General features: G+C 50.6%; 16 protein-coding genes. 11 read left to right on the top strand and 5 right to left on the bottom strand.

Going from position 1 to position 21,340, the window contains the following annotated elements:
• Positions 1 to 8 precede the first annotated feature (8 nt).
• The 8 genes from JWG43_RS00520 (at position 9) to JWG43_RS00485 (ending at position 8,776) form a co-directional block, all read left to right on the top strand.
• Complete coding sequence (locus JWG43_RS00520) at positions 9 to 533, top strand: NuoI/complex I 23 kDa subunit family protein (protein WP_205240849.1); 525 nt, start codon at positions 9 to 11, stop codon at positions 531 to 533.
• Between the two features lie 4 nt (positions 534 to 537).
• On the top strand, positions 538 to 1,047 hold the full coding sequence (locus JWG43_RS00515) for an NADH-quinone oxidoreductase subunit J family protein (protein WP_205240848.1): 510 nt from the start codon (positions 538 to 540) through the stop codon (positions 1,045 to 1,047).
• A complete protein-coding gene (gene nuoK, locus JWG43_RS00510) occupies positions 1,044 to 1,340 on the top strand; it encodes an NADH-quinone oxidoreductase subunit NuoK (protein WP_205240847.1) in 297 nt (98 codons plus the stop codon). The genes JWG43_RS00515 and nuoK overlap by 4 nt, the downstream gene beginning before the upstream one ends.
• 4 nt (positions 1,341 to 1,344) lie before the next feature.
• On the top strand, positions 1,345 to 3,258 hold the full coding sequence (nuoL, locus tag JWG43_RS00505; protein ID WP_205240846.1) for an NADH-quinone oxidoreductase subunit L: 1,914 nt from the start codon (positions 1,345 to 1,347) through the stop codon (positions 3,256 to 3,258).
• Positions 3,259 to 3,271: 13 nt separating this feature from the next.
• Entirely contained in the window at positions 3,272 to 4,792 is a 1,521-nt protein-coding gene (locus JWG43_RS00500; protein WP_205240845.1) for a complex I subunit 4 family protein, read from the top strand.
• Between the two features lie 15 nt (positions 4,793 to 4,807).
• Positions 4,808 to 6,226 (top strand): NADH-quinone oxidoreductase subunit N, encoded by a 1,419-nt coding sequence (locus tag JWG43_RS00495; RefSeq protein WP_205240844.1) that lies wholly within the window; start codon positions 4,808 to 4,810, stop codon positions 6,224 to 6,226.
• A gap of 93 nt (positions 6,227 to 6,319) precedes the next feature.
• Positions 6,320 to 6,763, top strand: a complete 444-nt coding sequence (locus JWG43_RS00490) for a CBS domain-containing protein (RefSeq protein ID WP_205240843.1) — start codon at positions 6,320 to 6,322, stop codon at positions 6,761 to 6,763.
• A gap of 624 nt (positions 6,764 to 7,387) precedes the next feature.
• Complete coding sequence (locus tag JWG43_RS00485) at positions 7,388 to 8,776, top strand: sigma-54-dependent transcriptional regulator (protein ID WP_205240842.1); 1,389 nt, start codon at positions 7,388 to 7,390, stop codon at positions 8,774 to 8,776.
• 198 nt (positions 8,777 to 8,974) lie between these two features.
• Here the strand turns inward: JWG43_RS00485 and JWG43_RS00480 are convergent, their stop codons facing one another.
• The 5 genes from JWG43_RS00480 to JWG43_RS00460 all read right to left on the bottom strand — a co-directional run bounded on the left by JWG43_RS00480 (position 8,975) and on the right by JWG43_RS00460 (position 16,881).
• Positions 8,975 to 14,335, bottom strand: a complete 5,361-nt coding sequence (locus JWG43_RS00480) for a pilus assembly protein (RefSeq protein WP_205240841.1) — start codon at positions 14,333 to 14,335, stop codon at positions 8,975 to 8,977.
• A gap of 334 nt (positions 14,336 to 14,669) precedes the next feature.
• On the bottom strand, positions 14,670 to 15,215 hold the full coding sequence (locus tag JWG43_RS00475) for a pilus assembly PilX family protein (RefSeq protein ID WP_205240840.1): 546 nt from the start codon (positions 15,213 to 15,215) through the stop codon (positions 14,670 to 14,672).
• Between the two features lie 18 nt (positions 15,216 to 15,233).
• A complete protein-coding gene (locus tag JWG43_RS00470; protein WP_205240839.1) occupies positions 15,234 to 15,716 on the bottom strand; it encodes a prepilin-type N-terminal cleavage/methylation domain-containing protein in 483 nt (160 codons plus the stop codon).
• Positions 15,717 to 16,409 carry a prepilin-type N-terminal cleavage/methylation domain-containing protein gene (locus JWG43_RS00465; protein WP_205240838.1) on the bottom strand — a complete coding sequence of 231 codons (693 nt, stop codon included), beginning with the start codon at positions 16,407 to 16,409 and terminating at the stop codon, positions 15,717 to 15,719.
• Positions 16,410 to 16,413: 4 nt separating this feature from the next.
• Positions 16,414 to 16,881, bottom strand: a complete 468-nt coding sequence (locus JWG43_RS00460) for a GspH/FimT family pseudopilin (protein WP_205240837.1) — start codon at positions 16,879 to 16,881, stop codon at positions 16,414 to 16,416.
• Positions 16,882 to 17,732: 851 nt separating this feature from the next.
• Here JWG43_RS00460 and sat point away from each other — a divergent pair.
• The 3 genes from sat to JWG43_RS00445 all read left to right on the top strand — a co-directional run bounded on the left by sat (position 17,733) and on the right by JWG43_RS00445 (position 21,263).
• Positions 17,733 to 19,013, top strand: coding sequence for a sulfate adenylyltransferase (gene sat / locus JWG43_RS00455; RefSeq protein WP_205240836.1), 1,281 nt, complete (start codon positions 17,733 to 17,735; stop codon positions 19,011 to 19,013).
• A gap of 318 nt (positions 19,014 to 19,331) precedes the next feature.
• Positions 19,332 to 20,429: a 3-dehydroquinate synthase gene (gene aroB, locus JWG43_RS00450; RefSeq protein WP_205240835.1), complete on the top strand. Its 1,098-nt coding sequence runs from the start codon at positions 19,332 to 19,334 to the stop codon at positions 20,427 to 20,429.
• A gap of 339 nt (positions 20,430 to 20,768) precedes the next feature.
• Positions 20,769 to 21,263 (top strand): FmdB family zinc ribbon protein, encoded by a 495-nt coding sequence (locus JWG43_RS00445; protein WP_205240834.1) that lies wholly within the window; start codon positions 20,769 to 20,771, stop codon positions 21,261 to 21,263.
• Positions 21,264 to 21,340 lie beyond the last annotated feature (77 nt).

Raw genomic sequence — 21,340 nt, 5'->3', positions numbered from 1 at the left:
GAGCTGGCATGAGTGCAAAAATAAAAATACTGGAACGAAAAGGCTCCAGCCTTTACGAACGACTCTATCTGTTTGAGGTTTTCAAGGGAATGGCGGTGACCTTCCGCCATTTCATCACCAATTTCCTCGACAATTCGAAACTGCTTGTCCGCCACTACCCGGAGGTCAAACCGGAGATACCCGTCCGCTGGCGAGGGCGTCACCGGTTGACCACCCACGAAGACGGGACCATGAAATGTGTGGCCTGCTATATGTGCCAGACCAACTGTCCCGCCAAATGCATCATGATTGAAGCAGGTGAGCGGACCGATGGCCGATCCGAGAAAATGCCGGTGCGGTTTGATATCGACCTGCTCGAATGCATCTATTGCGGCTATTGCGTTGAAGCCTGTCCAATGGAAGCCATTCGCATGGACACCGGGATATATTCCGTCATAGGTGAAGAGCGGCAACCTTTTGTCAAGGGCCTGGATGAACTGCTGGCCACAAAAGGTGCGTTTACTGAAGAAGAGTACAAAAAAGGGGGCGCTTGATATCATGTTTGCCGATTGGCTGTTTTTTACATTTGCCGTCATCGCGGTGCTGGGGGCAACCGGACTGGTGCTTTTCCGGCATCCTTTGAACGGGGCTATGAGTTTCATAGTGACACTGATTGCCTTGGCCGGATTGTATGCACTACTCTCCGCCAAACTGATATTTGCCCTGCAGTTGATTGTCTATGCCGGGGCTATCATGTCGCTCATTATCATCATTATCATGTTCCTGAACATCCAGCCGGAAGACCTTCCTCACGAAGAGACCAAGTGGATGTATCTCATCGGCGGCGCTATCATCGTCATGCCGATAGGACTGTTCATGGTCAAGATGGTCAGAACCTTACCCAACATTTCCACCGAAATCGTGGGCAACAACTTCGGCGGAGTCAAGGAGGTCGGCATTCAGCTGTACCAGAACTGGCTGATCCCTTTCGAGTTCATTGCCATTCTCCTGCTTGTGCCGCTGGTCGGTGCCGTAGTGCTTGCCGGAAAAAGGGGGAAGAATAAATGATTCACAATTATCTCTTTTTGAGCATTATCCTCTTCTGCCTGGGCATAGTCGGTGTCATAGCCCGGCGGAATGTGTTCACGGTCTTCATGTCCATTGAATTGATGTTGAACGCCGGTATCCTCGCTCTCATCGCCTTTGCCCGCTTGCATGTGCATATGGACGGTCATGTACTGGCGATGATGGTGATGGCTGTTGCCGCCGCGGAAGCGGCCCTGGCTCTGGCCGTGGTGATTCTACTGCACAAACATAAAAGCAAGCTCGATACCAACGTATTCAGCCTGCTGAAAGGGTGATTCCATGGAACTAAGTGTCAACTATCTTGGTCTGATCCCGCTCTTCCCACTGATGGGAGCGGTCATCATCGGACTACTGCATGTCTTTACCTGCAACAGAACCAGGCTGCCGGAAAAAGTGTATGGCATACTGGCCTGCATCGGGCCGATCCTGTCGTTCATTCTCGCCCTCAGGGTGTGGGTCGCTCTCAAGGCTCTGCCACCTGAGTCACGATTCCTGACCCATGACGTCTTCACCTGGATCAGTGTAGGTGAATTCAACGTCTCCATGGGCTTTCTCGCTGACCCTCTGGCCTGCCTGTTCCTGCTGTTCGTTACCTTTATTGGAACCCTCATTCACATTTATTCCATCGGGTATATGAGTGGCGACGTCAATTACGGCAAGTTCTTTGCCTATATGAATCTCTTCCTCGGCAGCATGCTCGTGCTCGTTCTCGGCGACGGTCCGTTGGTCATGTTTGTCGGCTGGGAAGGTGTCGGTCTGTGCTCATATCTGCTCATCAGCTTCTACAGCGAAGACCGGGCCAATGTCGTCGCCGGCAATAAAGCCTTCATCGTCAACCGCATCGGTGACCTCGGCTTTGTTCTCGGTATGGCCTTTCTTTTCTGGGGCATCGGTTCCGGTGGCTTCGATTATCTCTCATTGAGTGTCAATGCTGATAATCTGGCTCCGGGTATTGCCCTGGCCGTTTGCCTGCTGTTCTTCATCGGTGCAACCGGAAAATCGGCCCAGATTCCGCTCTATGTCTGGTTACCCGACGCCATGGCCGGCCCCACACCTGTTTCCGCGCTGATCCATGCCGCCACCATGGTTACTGCCGGTGTCTATATGGTTGCTCGCTTCAGCTTCCTCTATGCGGGGGTTGAGCTGGCCGGATCCGTCATTGCCTGGGTCGGTATTCTTACCGCTCTGCTGGCGGCCATTTTTGCCATGTACCAGGACGACATCAAAAAAATCCTCGCGTACTCCACCGTCAGTCAGCTGGGTTATATGTTTGCTGGTGTCGGCGTGGCAGCCTATTCCGCCGGTATCTTCCACGTCTTCACCCACGCCTTTTTCAAAGCTCTGCTCTTTCTTGGCGCCGGCTCCATTATCTATGCCCTGCATCACGAGCAGAACATCTGGAAAATGGGTGGTCTGAAAGCGAAAATGCCCATTACCTATGTCACCATGGTTATCGGTGCGTTGGCCTTGGCGGGCTGTCCGCCCTTCTCCGGGTTTTTCAGCAAGGATGAAATCCTCTACTGTGCTTTCGCCACCGGACATTACGGAATCTGGCTTGTCGGTATTGTCGTCGCGGCCATGACGGCCTTCTATACCTTCCGCATGATCTTCATTGTTTTCCACGGTCAGGCACGTGATCAGGAAAAATTCGACCATGCGCATGAGCCGCCTTCAGTCATGACCATTCCCCTGATCATTCTGGCCGTTGGCGCTATCTTCGCCGGTTTTTTCAACCTTCCTGGCGTGTTCGGCGGCAACCTGATGGTCTCACAATGGCTCGAACCAAGTCTGACCGAAGTCCATCCCTACACCTCTACTTTCGTTGAAATCTTTGTGGTCGTCGCCAGTATAGCCGCCTTTGCGGTTGGTCTGAAACTGGCCTGGTCCAAATATGGCCAGGGAGCAACCAAACCTGAATTTTCCGGCTTCTCCCGGTTCGCCTATAACAAGTTCTATGTTGATGAAGCCTTTGATCGCGTCCTGGTACAGCCCTACCGGGCTCTGGGTGCCACTATCTGGAAGAACATCGAGCCTAATGTGACCGATGCTCCGGTGAAGGGAGCCAGCAGATTGTATATGATGCTTGGTAACGCCTTCAAGGTCTTCCAGGCCGGATACGTCAGAGTCTATGCTATATATATGGTCGTGGGGCTGAGTCTTATGACCCTGTTCCTTTCTCAATCGTTGAACTAGAATAGGTGGACGTATGTTTGAACATATTCTATCAGTCATGATATTTCTGCCCATTCTCACGGGGGTCATTCTGCTGATGACTCCCGCGAGCCAGGGCATCGCCAGAATCACAGGACTGCTTGTCTCCCTGGCGATTCTTATCCTCGGCATTGATCTGTACGTGCACTTCGCTGCCACCGGCTACCTGGAATTTGTCGAGAAGCTGGCCTGGGTGCCGTCCCTGGGGATTTCCTATCACCTTGGCGTTGACGGTATCAACCTTTTCGTGCTCATGGCGGCGTCCCTGCTGCTGCCCATGGTCTATCTGGTGTTCACCACCAGGGAAAAGGGTTTCTACGCCAACCTGCTCATCGCCCAGGGCGCCATGATCGGGGCCATCTGCGCAGCCGATATGGTTCTTTTCTATATTTTCTGGGAGATCATGCTGCTGCCCATCTTCTTCATGATGGGTCTCTATGGAGGTCCAAAGAGGATACCGGCCACGATCAAGATCACCATCTACACCATCGCCGGATCACTGCTGATGCTGGCAGCCATCGTCTATCTTGGCGTCAGCTACCATGCCCAGTTCAATGAGTGGAGTTTCGCCATCAGTGATATGGCCAAGCTGAATCTCTCCGGGCAGACGGCGATTCTGTTCTTCTTCTGCTTCATCATCGCCTTTGCCATCAAGATCCCGCTGTTCCCCTTTCATACCTGGTTGCCGGACGCCTACACCGAAGCTCCGACCGCGGCTACCTTTGTACTTTCCGCCATAATGGCCAAGATCGGTGTCTATGGAGTCATTCGTTTTGTGGTCCCGGTCTTTGACGAGCAACTGGCCCGCTTTGCCATTCTCCTGGCCTGCTCCGGTGTCGTCGGTATGATGTACTGCGGTATTGCCGCCATCGCTCAGAAAGATCTTAAACGGATGCTGGCGTTTTCCTCGGCATCCCACATGGGCATCATTGCCCTCGGGGTCTTCTGTATGAATATGCAGGCCCTGACCGGCAGTATTTATCAGATTGTCGCCCATGCAACCAGCGTCGGCGTTCTCTTTCTCTTTGTCGGTCTGATTGAATCCCGCACCAATTCGCGAAGCATTGAGGATCTCGGTGGTATTGCCGCCAAGGCACCGGTCTTTGCTCTCTTTTTCGCCATCGCTCTGCTGGCTTCCGTCGGCCTGCCGGGGACCAGCGGGTTCATCGGTGAGTTTCTCATCATTCTCGGCGCGATCAAGTTCAATGTCTGGGTCGGTGTTTTTGCCGGGACCACGCTGATCATTGGAGTCTGTTACATGCTGTATATGTTCCAGCGGGTCTTCTTTGAAAAAACCAACCCCAATACGTCAACGTTCAAGGATCTGACCCTGGTGGAAGGACTGACCTTTCTGCCGGTCATTCTCCTCATTATCATCATGGGGATTTATCCGCACCCGTTTCTCAGTAAAATTACGCCGACCACAGCGCTTCAGTTCGCCGGGGACACCCCGGTCGTCGCTCAGACCGTTGCAACCAATGCTCTGTTCCCAGAGCTCACCATTGAAAAGAAATAAGGCCGGATCTCAGTCATGACGAACGATATAATGTTGTTAATGCCCCTGATTATCGTTGGCCTGGGGGGGATCATCGTGATGATCGCCTCAGCCTATGAAAAATTCACCATTGAAGTTGCGGCCCAGAGTACGGCGGCAATCCTTGCCATCGCCTTTCTCACGCAGCTCAGCAACAGTATTTCCGGAAATGTGGCCGTGTTTTCGGAAACCTTCAACAGCATTCTGGTTGTCAGTACCTTTTCCAAGGCAGCCGGCCTGATCATTCTCGCCAGCGGTATTTTCACGGTCCTCAGTTCCGTGGCTTATTTCAAGGAAAACCGGTTCTGTACCTCAGAATATTACTGCCTGGTTCTGTTTGCCGTTACGGGCATGCTGATGCTGACCATGTCCCACGAGCTGATCACCGCCTTTATCGCCCTTGAGATCATGTCCCTTGCTGTCTATGTCCTGGTCGGCTATAACCGGGACAATGTCATCAGCACCGAGGCTGTGCTCAAGTATCTGGTCCTGGGGGCCTTTGCCGGAGCCTTTTTGGTCATGGGCGTTGCCTTCATCTTCGGTGCCACCACCAGCACCAATTTCGCCGTGATCGGTCAGTACATTGCCGCCAATGGCTTCATGCAGACCCCGCTGCTCATCGGCGGTTCATTCTTCGTCCTTGTTGCCCTGTTGTTCAAGGCCGCCGCTTTTCCCTTCCATGCCTGGGTCACCGATGTGTATGACGGAGCACCCATTCCGGTCACCGGTTTCATGGCCACGGCACTGAAAACTGCCATCTTCGCGGTCTTTGCCAACTTCCTGGTTGTCGACGACGGCATGCATGCCGGATGGATCACCTATCTGTTCTACATCTCCATCTTCACCATGTTTGTCGGCAACCTGATCGCCATTGGCCAGCAATCCCTGAAACGGATGCTCGCTGCCTCCGGTATCGTCCACACCGGCTATCTGCTCATCGCTCTGGTTGCTATCAGCAGCCAGGACTTTTCCGGCAGCGTCATTGCCTTTTATCTGGCAGCGTATGCAGCGGCAACCCTGGGCATCTTCGCGGCGCTCTCCTATCTGAGTGGAGCTGATGAGAAGCGCAAGACCTTTGATGATTTCAAAGGCCTTGCTAAGGTCCGCCCCTATTCAGCGGCCGCCATCAGCATCTTTTTGCTGAGCATGGCCGGTATTCCACCGACCGCCGGCTTCATGGGTAAATTCTATATCATTACCAGCGCCATCAGTGCCGGGCATGTGGCTCTGGCGGTTCTTGGTATTGTCAGCAGTATTATTTCCATGTGGTATTACCTCCGTCTCATCATCAGTATGTACTTCCATGAGGCAGAGGAATCATTCAGTGATATCCTTCCCTCCAGACTGGCGCCGACATGCACTTTTGTCCTTGTTTTCTGTGTATTTGCCATTAGTTTATATCCATTGATCGTTTGAGAGCGTCGTCTTTTGAAGAGCATGGACACCTGAACACCAATTTTAACCCAACCCGAATGAGAGCCGTGGGCCTCATTCCAAGGAGTATCGGATATGAAGGTAAAAGATGTTCTGAAAGTCAAAGGCAGCAAGGTGTACACCATCAATGAAAATGCAACCCTGATGGCCGCCACAGCCAAATTTTTCAACTACAAGATCGGCTCCTTGCTGGTCGTCAATGATGCTGAGGTCATTGTCGGCATCATCGCCCCCAATGACATCCTCAAGGCAGTGCATGAAGGCTGTACGGAAAATTGTGCCTTGCAGCGGGTCAATGAGGTGATGACCAAAAATATTATCTGCGCCTCCGAAGAGGATTCCATCGATTACATCCAGGCCATCATGACCGAGAACAGGATTCGTCATATCCCGATCATGGAGCAATCCGAGTTGAAAGGACTTGTCTCCATTGGGGACATCGTCAGTGCCCAGATCAAGGAACGTGATGTGCAGAATCGTTTCCTGACCGATTATATCGAAGGGAAATATCCGGCGTAACTTGTCTCACCAACGCCTTAACACGGTGACCAGACCGGCACCGCACGAAAGTAACAGGGAAGCAGACTCGGCAAGAGAGTCTGCTTCCTTTTTTTATTCATTGAACTCTCTGTTTATCCCCTGATTTGATGTTCCTCCGGCCTTTGTTGTCATTGTCGCGATGATGATGCTCATCGGTCAGCAATAGCATGTAGCATGGTGCGAATCGCCTCGACAATCTGCCTCCCGAATCCGTGACGACTGGGCGCTTGTTTTGGATATATCATGCTTTAATCATATTATATTAGCAGCTGAACCCTTGATAAGACCTTGCACCAGCCATCCTTTGGGGCATTTTCCCCACGCTATCTTCATTGCCCGTAAACGTTCGATGAAATCTACTTTACTCGAACGGCCAGGCACAGCGAAGCTGAGCCACGCTCAAGAGATTTGTTGTTTTGTCCCATCGATGCTATAATCAATCATCTTTTCCATTCCTCCAGTTTTTGCTGGAGAAGAAATGATCGCTCTTGTTCGACCATCTGTACATCCAAGCTCCATTCCGTGGCACCGAAACTTGGTTCGCCACGGAATGCCGGTGTATCACCACCGTAAAAACCATCATTCCACCTCACGCTTCCGCCCATGGAGACAGCCAAACAGATCCTGATTATCGATGACGAAGAGAACATGCGGCACATGCTCGCCTCCCTGCTCAAACGGTTGGGCTACCAGGTCCTCACTGCTGCCGATGGCAGGGCAGGTCTCACTGTTCTCGGCGAACAAGCGGTGGACGTCATTCTCTGCGACATCCGCATGCCGGAAATGGACGGCATGGAATTTCTTCGCCATGTTTCTTCCGCCGGCATTTCCGCCACCATCATCATGATGTCGGCCTTTGGCTCCATTGAGACCGCTCTGGCGGCGATGCGCCTGGGGGCCTATGACTATATCTCCAAACCCTTCAAGCATGATGAAATCGAGTTGACCCTGCGCAAGGCTGAAGAGCGGGAGACCCTGCGTCGGGACAACCAGACCCTGCGGCATCAGTTGGCCTCTCTGACCGGTGAATGTCGTTTCGGAAAGATGGTGGCCCGCAGTAAGGCCATGGAAGATGTCTTTACCCTGGCCACCAAGGTGGCACCGCATCCCACCACCGTTTTGATCACCGGCGAAAGTGGTACCGGCAAGGAACTCGTTGCCCAGGGTATCCATCAGTTGAGTCACCGGGCGCCGCAACAGTTCATGGCCGTCAATTGCGGCGGACTGCCGGACAACCTGATTGAAAGTATTCTCTTTGGCTACAGGAAAGGCGCCTTCACCGGCGCGGATACCAATAAGGAGGGCCTTTTTGTCAAGGCCCACGGCAGCACCCTGTTTCTCGATGAAATAGGCGAATTGCCCCTGTCTCTGCAGGTGAAGTTACTCCGGGTCCTGCAGGAAGGGGAGGTTCAGCCGATCGGTGCCTCCAGGCCGCGGAAAGTCGATGTGCGGATTATTGCCGCCACCGCCCGTAACCTTGAGGAGGAGGTCAATAAGGGACTCTTTCGCAGCGATCTCTACTACCGCCTCAACGTGGTCCACATCCGCCTGCCGCCGCTGCGTCAACGGAGCAGCGATATCCCGCTGCTCAGCACGTATTTCCTCAAACGCCATGCCCAACGGCTGGACTCCGACGTGACCTCCATTGCCTCGGCAGCCATGAACCTGCTGCTGCAACATTCCTGGCCCGGTAATGTTCGGGAGTTGGAAAACGTCATCGAACGAGCCGTGGTGCTTGCCGAGAAGAAGGTTATTCTGCCGGAAAACCTGCCCGCCGAATTCGGCACCCACCGGGGCGATCGGCGCCTGGATGATTTCCTCGGTTCATTTTCCATCAAGCAGGCGCAAAAAATCATGGAAACCTCCCTCATCGGCCGCGCCCTCCAGGCCACCGGCGGCAATAAATCCAAGGCCTCCGAACTGCTGGAAATCAGTTACCCCTCGCTGCTCAGCAAGATCAAGGAGTATGGGTTGGGCACATCGGAAAAATAAAGACCTGGATCCGTGAACAAATGCCCCCCAAGGCGGTTGGTGAAAGTTCTTGTCAGGGGTTCCTCTGCAATGACAAGGTGATTCCAGCAAGATATACCAGCAGTTCTACCGTCACGGATTCAGGGTTCAGCTTAAAAACTCAGTACACTCAGAGTTGGTATTAGTTGTGAATCAGACCACTTAATCATTCAGATCAGGCTAATCCCATCGCTCCTCTTCCCATGAAACAGCGCCACTCTTAGTAAAACCTGGGTTGTCGATATCTACATCAAAAATCCCGCCCGTACTTGTTTGCAAAAATGCCTTACTGCCATCTCTAGCGCCTCTGTGTAAACTCGGTGTAATTGTCATGCCCCGTCCAACTAACATCTGTCTGGCAACTTCATACACTGTTGTTTCTCCCTCGGTAATAGAGTTGCCTGTTAAACCGATGACGGGTCTTTTGAAAGCAGTACCTGTGGTAAAATACAAGGCATAAAAATTACTTTCACCTTCAATTTCACAGACATCTTCCGAGGGGAGGTAGGTTGTGAAGGTCAAAATTTCTCCCAGCAGAGCCGCTTGACCAATATTTCTTTCCGTCGGTCCTGTAAAATTTAATTTCCAACCAGCAAGAAAGTCAGCATTAGAATCATCTTGGATTTGCATTCGCACTACGAGATCATCGAAAGTCGTTTCAGTATTAAAAATATCCTCATAATCCGTGTAAACAGTGGATCCTCCCTCAAAGACGCGGGCGTTCGAGGTGTCGAGTAAATCATCAATGTTGACTTCCATCCAGGTAAAGCTGTTATCAGCGACATCGACTGGTTCTTTGATCCCATAGTAGGTTTGTTGTTCAATAACTTCGACATCTTTTCGATTAAAAAAGCGCCCTGTCCCAAAAAATACCCAACGGTCATCTAGTCCTGTTATAGTATTCATTGATATGGAAATAGTTGGGGCAGCTGTTATCGGCTGGCCGTCGTGGACATTGTCCAGATCGATGAGAACAGAATCATTATCCCAGGTAGAGAAGACAGGGTTATTGCGAAATACTAGTCGGCGTAACTTTCCACCCCAGCCATCCTCGAAGTTACCGGAGACCGTACCAAAATAGATGGCGTCCGCGCGGTAATCGAGATCAAAGTCAACTGCCACCAGATCGGACACAAAAGCATTCGCATCCAACGAGGCAAAAGGGAGGATCGATTCTGCACCTGTTGTTTCGACGGGGTCATATCCCTCACCTGGATCGACGATAGCCCTCAATCCTTCACCACGGGCAAGTCTGACCAGGTCAATCATGTAGACTTTAGCCGGCTGATCGCTGGTCGCATCAAACAATGCTCTCCCCCTGGCGCCGCCTGCATTGCTATCATACGGGCCTGAGCCAATAACCAGATACCAGTCGTTTTTGGGGTCGGATGGTGGCGCTGGTGAAATATCTCCCCGATCTTTGAATATTGCAACAGTTGGGAATGAGGTGGTGAAGCCTAAATCAGGGAAAGCTAACTCTGCCAGAATGGTTGGAGGTTGTTCCGGGTCAGTAATATCCATCACCACAAACGCGGGGCGCATAACCGGTTCTTCGGTTTTACTATTGTCAAAATTTGTGTCAGCATGCAACGTGCCGCCACCTAAACGCATCCCGGCAACCAAGATTGTGCCCCAGCCATTGGGATGAGTAGCACTCGGGGGAAATACTTTGGCATCAAATATTCGTGGCTTGAGATCCATAAAGGCCACATGCTTGTTCAGGTCATAAGATTCTTCCGTGAGCCAATAGAGATGCGGTAAGAGATTGAACGGCACATACGCCCAAAGCTCTGCCCCTAGTTCCGGTTGAGTCGATGAATTCTCATAAACGGCTTCAGAAAAAGGATTATAATTATTGTAAAACCCTTTGGTGTGGCGATCATAAAACCCACCATTAAAAGCATGCAACATTCCGTCATTGGCACCTACGTAAATCACATTGCGTCGATTGCGATACTTACGATAAAAATCGGTGTAACTGCTGTCACGGTACAGCAAATCATAATCTTCCGCAGGGGTGGCAACAACGGTCGGCGTGGAGTAGACAATGTCTCCTAAACGCCATGTTTGCGCGGTACCATCTTGATTATAATCAAACTGACGCGAGCGCATGGCCGGTAGGGTCAATTCATAACCGTTGGATGTTACAGTGTCCTCCTGTTGTTCAATGCCGCGGACATAATCAATAACTCTTTTTCTTTGGGCTCGTAAATAATCTTCCAGGACAACAGGATAGCTTAAGGGGTCATTTATTCGTATACTATTCAGATCGGTGGGTAGGAGCGTATCATCAAAGGGAGAAAGTCCATGGAGATAAGGGATTATATCGTCATCGGTGGAGACGAAAGCCTTCACATCACCAATACCAGGCATCATATCACCATTATTGTCAATAAAGGTAATGATGTATCGCTCACCTGTATTGGAAATATATGGATCGCGATTAATAGTAAGATCGATATCTTGAAGATTATTGAGCCAATCCGAGGAATTCCAAATAAAATTCAGCTCAGAGATATCGATATTGGTGTCGGTTAGGGTTGCCTCCTCTAATATACCGGTACCGTCTGCGTCGAGATATAAATGAGCAACCGCCCGAACGACGCCACCGGAAGAATCCTCACTGAACACCACGATCTTATCGGACTCCATGTCAAGGATACCGTTATTGTTGGTATCTTCCCGCATATTGCCATAAGCGTCGACAAATAAACTGTGCAGCTGGCCAGTCCAATGAACAGTATTGTCGAGGGTATCTGTCTGGGATGTGTAAAATAAGGACTGATAAATCGCCCCTTCACCTGAACGGCTGCTGGAAATAACCGAGGCCGCGGTGCCCGAAGAACTGCGTTTTAAAATATCACGAAAGACCTTGGCAAGACCGGTAGCTAATGCCGCTGGATTGGTAGCAAAAAAGTAATTATCTGGTAATCCGTCCCCAGTACGGTCCCAGGAGAGTGGATCATCAGGGAAGCCGGTATGCTCTTTATCATAGCCGCCCCATTTCGCGGCATAGTAAAGCGGTTCTCGCAACAGCAATGCCACGTCCCCACCAATTGTATATGTCCTCTCTGTCGGGGCGTCGGTGATTCGGCAATTAGAGCAGTGCGAGCCGTTATACCCATTAATTCCTGAATGTGCATGAAAACCATCTTCACCGGTCCCGCTGATAATATATCCAAAGCCGGTTGTACGACTACTTGATTGCGACCATACATCTGTTGTAATGGTTATGTCATCTTCCGTGATCTGGTACGTCAGGGTGCCGTTTATATCCATATCAAAATCACTCCCCCATTCATGCACATCCCACTGAATGAAGAAACGCCCCGTACCATTCTCAATGTCCTGATCGATGATCCGAAAATCAGCAAGCGCTCCCCTCAACCCGCCATCCTCAACATTTTCAAGCGCAGGTAATATCACGACAGAAGGTACTGTCTCACCAGGTCTGGGAATTTCAATTCGAGGCACCGCGGGCGCCAGTGACACCCCATAGGTTTTCACAAACTGCGTGTCTTTGGTCAGATTGTTACGAATGCTGTTCGTGTATGCGTAATGCGCCAAACCAGCGATACTGTAGGTGCCGCGTTGATTGGGGGCCTCCGGACAAATACCTTCAAAATCCGCCAGCCCGGTTAATTCTTCAGCGGTACATAAGCGATTGTCGCCGCCTGCAAAAATCTGTTGACCATCAATATTTTCCCCTGCTCCCACCAGGTTGGTAAAATCATCAACAGTTCCCACATCACCACTCGCAAAGCCCAACCCGGAGACAGCTTGCTCGATATTATTGTCAAAGGAAGTAAAACTGGCATTAAACTGGACAACATTTAAGGGCGCACACCAGTTTTCATCGGAGAGGGGATCTGCCCATACAGCATTCTGTAAACCAGGTAAACGGTCCGTACCGGTCACATTGAAATCCGGGTTGCAAGCAAGACCGGCATAATACCGGAGGGCTTCAGCAAAAAGTTCAGATTGCGGGTTACCCCAATTCATACATCGGCCGTCCGTCATTTGGTCTAATCGGACCCCAACGCCACAGTTATCTCCCGCATTTTCATAAAGTCCGGTTGAATGGTTGTACCCATACAGTCGCAATGCATCAAGCGACCTGACTATAGATTCGCCCGAAGCAGGTTCTATTATCTGTCCGGTTTGTGGATCGATTTCATCTGCAAACGGTTGGATGTTTTTGCGCAGCACTCCTCCCGATAGATTTTTGCTGTAGCTCCCGGTCATCAAGCCAAATTGGATCGCATCACTGGCTTCAGTACCGAATTCTTGGAGCAAACCAACCGGTTTGTAGATGGGATCGTTGCCCTCGTTAGGGTAGGCCTTACAAATTTCGGTGCCTAACTGATCAGCGTTGCAAACTTCGACCATGACCTGATAATCATGAAGCCCCAATCCAACTTGATTACGTACCGGATTTTCCGAATTAGACCACAGTCCAGAAGCACTAATGTCGTTACCATTACTGAAATTAATTCCGCCTACGCGCATGTCATTATGGCCGGTTCTGCTTTCCTCTTCATTCCAGCGGCACTGCCAACGCTCATTGGCGGTCCATAAACTGTAATCTCCCCGTGCTACACGCAATAAGGGTGGATCAGTGACATCCCGTGAGCGGGTTGTCGATGACACGGTTGTATTACAGAAAGAGACCCCGCGACGGGAATTGTTGGATATGAGCCAGTCACTGAAAGTTTCTCCAGCACCTTGAGAGCTTGTTATCTGGACTTCCAAGGTTCCACTGGAAAAATTGGTCGACCTGACAACGCCACGCATCCATGTCTCGGAAGCAGCATCTTGGCTGACAATATGCAGTTGATCTCCCAGTTGCACGTCGTTATGGGTCCAGTCCGGAATACTGAATACTCGTCGATAAATTGTTTGGTTTCGTTCACCAGCGGGCGGATCGGGGACAATTATCGATGATGTACTTGTGGCGAGCGCAGCGGGTTCATTGGTAAAAGGGGAAAGCTGTTCCAGGTCAGCCCCGTCATAGTATCTGACCCAGCTATGGGCATCATTGGGTAGATAGGTTCGTTCCAGCACCGTCAGATCCGGCGTGTCAACTGAGCGATAGCCACCATATAAAATCTTACGAACAGTGTCTATGCGGGCCATTGTCAGCCAGTTAAGAAAGTTTCCGCTCCAAAGGCCACCGCTACAGTATTTATCATTATCCACCGGGCCTGCAGGGGTAAAACGCTCAGCTTCGCTGGAATTATCGTATGCATAACATTTATACGAATCAAAATAGCCATAATAGTCAAAAGCATGCGTATACCCTCTCTCCGGTACTCCGTTACCAGTGAGATCTGCGTATTCGGGGTAGGCGTTGAAGTAGAGCTGGTTATCATTGGAAACATTCAACAGCACCAATGGGGGAATGCCGGCATTGACAAAGGGAGGCAAAAGACTGAAGTCATCTACTGATTCAGCTGTCAACAAAGATGGGTGCACACTAGCCAATGATATACACGTCAATACTGCCATTACTGTTTTCAGTACGAATTTTCTATAAGTCATGGACTCATTCCTCTTAGTAAGTGCTTGCAGCTGTTCTTCCGGAGATCTTAGCGGAATAATCACCACCATAATCCTGGATCCGGGGGCGTTCGTCCGGGCGTCAGCTTGAGTATCCGTGTCCGTTCGATGACAGTCCACTTTATCGGACGGACACGGGCAATGAAGAGGGTGTGTGACGAGCGCCTCAAGGACGCCTTAAGGGCGACTGATAAAGGTTGTTGTTGATAATTCCACTGCAATTATAATCTGTGTACAGTAAGAGATATCCAAAAAAACATTCAGTCATCACGGCTTCACGATAACTTGTAAAACCTCTTGATATCATTACGTTGGATCAATTTACGTGGCGCCACTGTCCGCGGATTTGTTGTTCACTGTTTTTCACACCTTCATGGTGTGATCGAATAGTATAATTAATCAAAGAGCCACCACCGGCCGCACCTTTTCCAACTCCTTCATAACCAGCGGCCATCTGGATGGCACCTCCGTAGGCTAACTCGGGTTGACCGCCAATGCGCAAACGAGTTGTCCCGTTGTTAAAGGGTAATTCGGCATCTTGATTGGCCAAAGTAGGAGAATCAATCTCAGGGTCAGGATCCAAGACGTCGTTTAACCAAAAATCGTTATTGCTTATACTGATAATGCCAACATCGTCCGGCAATCCTCGAGCCTCAATAGCCTGTTCTATCAGTTCTTTAGCTACTTCATTGCCTGCATCCGCGCCATAAAAAGCCATTTGCGTTGCGGTCTCATTGCCGCTGATCTGCAATTCAAATATCGTCGTATTCGTCGCGGCTATGCCGATAATCGTCACCATAACCAATATCATGAGTGCGGTGACTAACACAAAACCCTGTTCATTGTTCAGTATCTTCTTCATCTCTATTCCGTGTATGATTCAGTTCGAGTATCGGGCTTTTACCATATCGAATGAAAAATTCGGCACTCGACCCGGTGGCTCGACAATGACTCGTATTGTTTTGGTGTTCGTCAAAGGGTAATCGATGGCTATGTTCCAGCGAATCGTATACGCCCCTACGGCTACCGGTCCATGATCAGGGGTTCCGAAATCATCGAGACCGAAGTTTTCCCCGGAATCATCAATACCGTCACCGTTAAGATCCTTATTAGTACCGTTACCATTGGTGTCATCCAGTAATGGATCGTTATAATCAAGGGCAAGTAATGCTTCAATGCGATCAGTTATGGCATTCGTTGCCTCACTGATTTGTCTTGCATTACTATTGCCCTGGATAGAAGTAATCTGCAATGTTGCAACACCAAGGATGCCCACGGAAAATATAAAAATTGCTATGAGAACCTCAATAAGGGTAAAACCTTTATTGTCGGTAATTGAATCACCACAAAATACTCGGTCCATTTATAGCCCCATATTGCGGATTTTAACGGTCTTGATTTGAAAACGGCGGTGAAAATTGTCGTTGAATGGCCCCCAGTCGACTCCTGAAGCAGTGGTATAGGTCGTAGTGTCGGTAAAATGCCCATCTTCTCGATAAGCACGAGCCAAGATGGAAATCTGGACCGCACGGATGTCCTCGAGTGTGGTGGTTGCATCCCCATCACTGTCAAGATAATGAAATTCAATAGCTTGTATGTTTTCGGCAATGGGTTGAAAGCCGCCTCCAGTATCACGCCCAAGTGGTGCTGCCCCCGCATCGGCTAGACCATCATTGTCTGTATCATTTGCGTTGGAAAATCCAAACGCAACAATCTCTCCGCCAAAAGGTGCAGCGGTGGGGATAGTGCCATCTCCGTTGATATCTTGCGTAAAAGAAAATCTCCCTGCGGTGGCAAGGGTAATACCCGCGCCTGCATTGCCGGTAGGATCGAATCCGGCCATCCTGATTTCACGAACCATCATGTCCAAACCAGCTCTGATATTCTGTTGCATTTCAGCTACCTGTTCTTGAACGAGGTAGGTTCGCTGCTGTGTGATATAAGCGGTATAAATAGCGCCCATAATTATGCCGGCTATGGTCATCGCTATCATGAGTTCGACCAGCGTGAACCCGTAGGAATTGTTCGATGATGTATTCATTTTTTGGTAATCCATGCCATTATTGCAATCTGATGCCCCCGGCTATGGTCTGGGTGATAGTATATGTAACAGTGCTGCGAGGGTGAGATAAATCTATTCTTCCTGTAGGCACAACCGAGGTACCTTTTGCAGTAAAACCGGCTGGAAAAGCAGTTGCAGTTGAAAGGCAAACATTATTTTTTATCTTGACATCAACTATGGTAACTTCATCGGTACCGACTTCGTAGTAAAATCTGTATTCCCCTCCCGTGCAAGGGGTTCCAGTGCCACTTGTAAAATCAAATCTAACTAGCTTGTTAGTCTTGATAGCTTCAATTCTTGCCTTTTGCATATTGGAATACACATCCCTTGCCGCAGCCTTTAAGTGCATATTCGGCAACCATGAGATAAAATTAGGCACAGCAATAGCAGCCAGAATGCCTACAATGGCGACGGTGGTTATCAGTTCGACCAGTGTAAAACCCCTTTGTCTTTTTTCTGAACTCATAAACCTCACTCACAGGTTGCTGCATCTATTTTTGAGTAACCATTTTTCATTTTTTTATGCATATATCACGCCTGAAGAATAAATCCGGCATGGAAAATCAATAATTGATTTTATTTCAGCGTATTGTCAAAGTGAAGCAACATTTTTCAAGGAAAGTTCTCGGTAAAGACTCCTTTTTGCCGAATCTTTATGTTAAAAAACTTAACACTTGGTGAATTGGTGACAATCGGAAAATATGCGTATGTGCCCATTATGTAGTCGCGCTCATTCCTGCAGGGCTACAATATTTTGGGTATTGATCTTGAAGTCAAATCTTTTTAGTACGTTATCACATGTTAAAACATATAATACACAAAATCTACAAGTGTGGTCCAGTTGAACGGATAATCTGGGTGTACATTTTGGCATGAATCCAAGGCGGCAGGATGCTTTTTGGGGATATATCTTGCTGAAATCATATTATAATTGCAGCGAATTAATTGATACGAATCTTCACCAGCCGTCCTCGGGACGTCCATCCGCACGCTATCTTCATTGTCCGTAACCGTCTGATACTGTCTATTGGAATCAAATGGTCGCGGACAATGAAGCTGACTGAAGCTGACACTCGGATGAACGCTTACGGGTCCAGGCTTGGTTTTGCCAAGTGTTGATATTACTCATGACCTGTATCAATTTCCTTGATGCAAGTCATGAGTTTTTTCTTGACTTCCGCTGGTCTTCTTTATAAATAGCAGGTACGACTGAATGCCGGTTCAGTTTTTTCTGAGTCAGGTCTTTCCGGCGCATCTGATCGGAATATATGTTGGGTAAACGTTCTCACAAGAATACAACCAGAGAGGGAAAAAAGTATGAGTTCAAAATTAGTAGCGCCCCACGGCGGAAAAGGTCTTGTTTGTGCTTTGCTTGAAGGCGCTGAGCGTGAAGCTGAGTTGAAAAAAGCCGCGGGGCTGAAGCAGATCGAAATCTCCTCTCGGACCAGGGGCGACCTGTTCATGATGGGTATCGGCGCGTTTTCCCCCCTGTCCGGTTTCATGACCAAGGCTGACTGGAAGGGCGTGTGCGAGAATTTTCAGATGGCTGACGGCACCTTCTGGCCGGTGCCGATCACCATGGACGTGTCCGCTGCTGATGCCGCCGGCATCAATGTGGGCGATGAGATTGCTCTGGTGAAGGGTGGCGAGACCTATGCCACCATGAAGGTCACCGAGAAGTTCGAAATGACCGACGCCGACAAAAAGTGGGAATGTGAAAAAGTTTTCAAGGGCGAAGGCGAGGAATCCGCTGACGACAAATTCTGGGAAATCGCTCCGAAAGATCATCCCGGCGTGATCATGGTCATGGCTCAGAAAGAAGTGAATCTGGCCGGTCCGGTCAAAGTGCTGTCCGAAGGCGGCTTTGACAAGGACTATCCGGGCATCTACCTGCGCCCCGCCGAAGTCCGCGCCATCCTCGACGAGCGTGGCTGGGCCAATGTTGCCGCTCTGCAGCTGCGTAACCCCATGCATCGCTCCCATGAGTATCTGGCCAAGATCGCCATCGAGGTCTGTGACGGCGTGGTTATCCACAGCCTCATCGGCAGCCTCAAGCCTGGCGATATTCCTGCCGAAACCCGCATCGAAGCCATCAAGATCCTCATCGACCATTACTTTGTCAAAGAGAACATCCTCAATGCCGGGTATCCGATGGACATGCGCTATGCCGGTCCCCGCGAAGGTCTGCTCCACGCCACCTTCCGCCAGAACTACGGCATCAACAACATGCTCATCGGTCGTGACCATGCCGGTGTTGGCGACTTCTACGGTCTGTTCGAGGCCCAGGAAATTTTCGATCGCATCCCCGTAACCGGTGATCCTGGCAAAGACCTGCTCTGCAAGCCGATGAAGATTGACTGGACCTTCTATTGCCACAAGTGCGATGGCATGGCTTCTCTCCGCACCTGCCCGCACACCAAGGACGATCGTGTCATCCTCTCCGGTACCAAGTTGCGCAAAGCCCTGTCCGAAGGACAACCGGTTGTTGACCACTTTGGCCGTGACGAGGTTCTCGATCTGCTGCGGAAATACTACGCCGGGCTGACCGAGAAGGTTGAGGTCAAAATGCAGAGTTTTGCTGCAGGATCAAAAATGTAAGATCCGGCATCGCTGTACAGCCGGCTGCCAAGCTAAGGAGATGTCGCGGAAGCGGCATCTCCTTTTTTTTTTATGGGCATTCTGGATCCGTGAGCGTATATATAAGAGTCCTGGATCCGTGAGCGTTCGTCCGCACGCCAGCTTCAAGGATTCTGCTGCAGTTATAATGTGAGTACAGCAAGATATATCCAAAATATGAGTCCAGCCGTCACGGATTCAGGAGAGTATCACCATGCCTGCGGCTGCATGTACCCGCGCGACTCGATGCCGAAAAATTATTGCGTTTCTCCAAGAAAAATGAACAACAGGGGGCAAGAAATGGATCGTCACACAATTCACGTCGGCCTGGGAGAGAGGAGCTATCCCATTACCATCGGCCAGGGTATTCTTGCCCAGGTGGGTCCTGCGCTGAAGGCGGCCCATGTTGCCAACCGCTATGCAATCATCAGCGATGATCAGGTGGGGACCCTCTATGGTGAGGAGATCCTTGCCAGCCTCGAGGAGAGCGGTCTCCGTGGCGAATTGCTCCTTTTCGCCCATGGGGAGGCGAGCAAACACCTGGACACGGTCGGTCACCTCGCTCGTCAGCTCGCGCAACGGGGATTTGATCGCAGTGACGGCTTGATAGCCCTGGGGGGCGGCGTCTGCGGTGACATCACCGGTTTTCTCGCCGCCATCTACATGCGCGGTATCCCCTTTGTCCAGGTGCCGACCTCTCTTCTTGCCCAGGTCGACAGTTCGGTGGGGGGCAAGACAGGGGTCGATCTTCCGGAGGGGAAAAACCTGATCGGGGCCTTTTATCAACCCAGGGCGGTGTTCATCGACACCAAGGTCCTCTCGACCCTGGCCCCGGAAGAATTCCTCGGCGGCATGGCCGAGGTCATCAAATACGGTGCCGGAATCGATGCTGAATTTTTCCAATGGCTTGCTGACCATCACCGGGCCATTCTCAACTTGACCTCATCGACCCTGGCCACGATGATCCGTCGCTGTTGCGAGTTGAAGGCTTCGGTGGTGGAGCAGGATGAACGGGAAGGGGGGGTGCGCCGCATCCTCAATTTCGGCCACACCGTCGGCCATGCCGTGGAGGCAGCCTCGGGATACAGACTCAACCATGGCTTTGCCGTCGCCATCGGCATGGTCGCCGCCGCTCAACTGGGCGAACGAGGCGGCTATACCGACCCCGGTGTGGTCAAGGCCATCACGGGACTGTTGCAGTTGTATGAGTTGCCTACGGTTCTGCCGGCCGAGTTTACCCCTGATACCATTCGTGGGTATCTGCGCACCGACAAGAAAAATGTCGCCGGTCGGCTGCACTTTGTTCTGCCGGTCGCTGTAGGCAAGGTGGTGGTCACGGATCGGGTTATTGAAGCCGATATTGACGTCGTACTGACTGGTGGGTATCATGAGAATTGAATCCGTGACGGCTGGACGTCTGTTTTGGCTATATCTTGCTGTCCTCATCATATAATTGCAGCGGAATCCTTGACAAGACCTTGTACCAGCCGCCCAGCGGGCAACCGTCCGATACAGTCTCCTTTCATCGCACGGCCACGAGCAACGAAGTTGACGCACGGACGAATGCTCACGGATTCTGGTGTGAGTTGAAACGACAGCAATGGAGAACCGGCAAGTGGTTCCATTTTTCAGGTCATGCGGCCTTTTGCCCGCGTCCGGAGGGCGCTGACAAATGTGCAACGCCCGGATCCTTGAATGCTCTCCGTATCCTTTTATTTTTTTTCGATTGACCATCACATGCCGATTTACGAATTTTTCTGCGACCAGTGTCATACGATTTTCAATTTTTTTTCCAGACGCCCCAACAGCGACAAGCGTCCCGATTGTCCGCAGTGCGGAAAAGTGGAGCTGCACAAGATGATGTCGACCTTTGCCACCATCGGCAAGGCCAAGGAAACAGACGAGGACGATCCTCTTGCCGGTCTGGATGAAAGCAAGATGGAACAGGCTCTGGCCGGGTTGATGCAGGAGGCGGAGCGCATCAATGAAGACGATCCCCGCCAGATGGCCAATCTGATGCGGAAATTCGCCGATAAAACCGGTATGTCATTGGGGGCCCCCATGGAGGAGGCCATTGCCCGCATGGAGGCAGGTGAAGATCCGGAACAGATCGAGCGGGAGATGGGGGATCTGATGGAGGGGGAAGAACCCTTTACCCTGGAGGGGTTGAAAAAAAAGGCCCAGTCGCGGCAACGTTTGCCCCGGCGTGATGACCACCTGTATGAATTGTAAAACTAGACCCTGGGCAAACGATACGGCCCTGTGCCCACCGTTTTGACCTCTCATTGATGTTGGGAAATTAGGGACAC

The sequence above is a fragment of the Desulfobulbus alkaliphilus genome (assembly GCF_016918545.1).
GTDB classification, from domain to species: domain Bacteria; phylum Desulfobacterota; class Desulfobulbia; order Desulfobulbales; family Desulfobulbaceae; genus Desulfobulbus; species Desulfobulbus alkaliphilus.
Note: the sequence above shows the minus strand (reverse complement) of the source record. Positions and strands in the feature narration are given on the sequence as shown.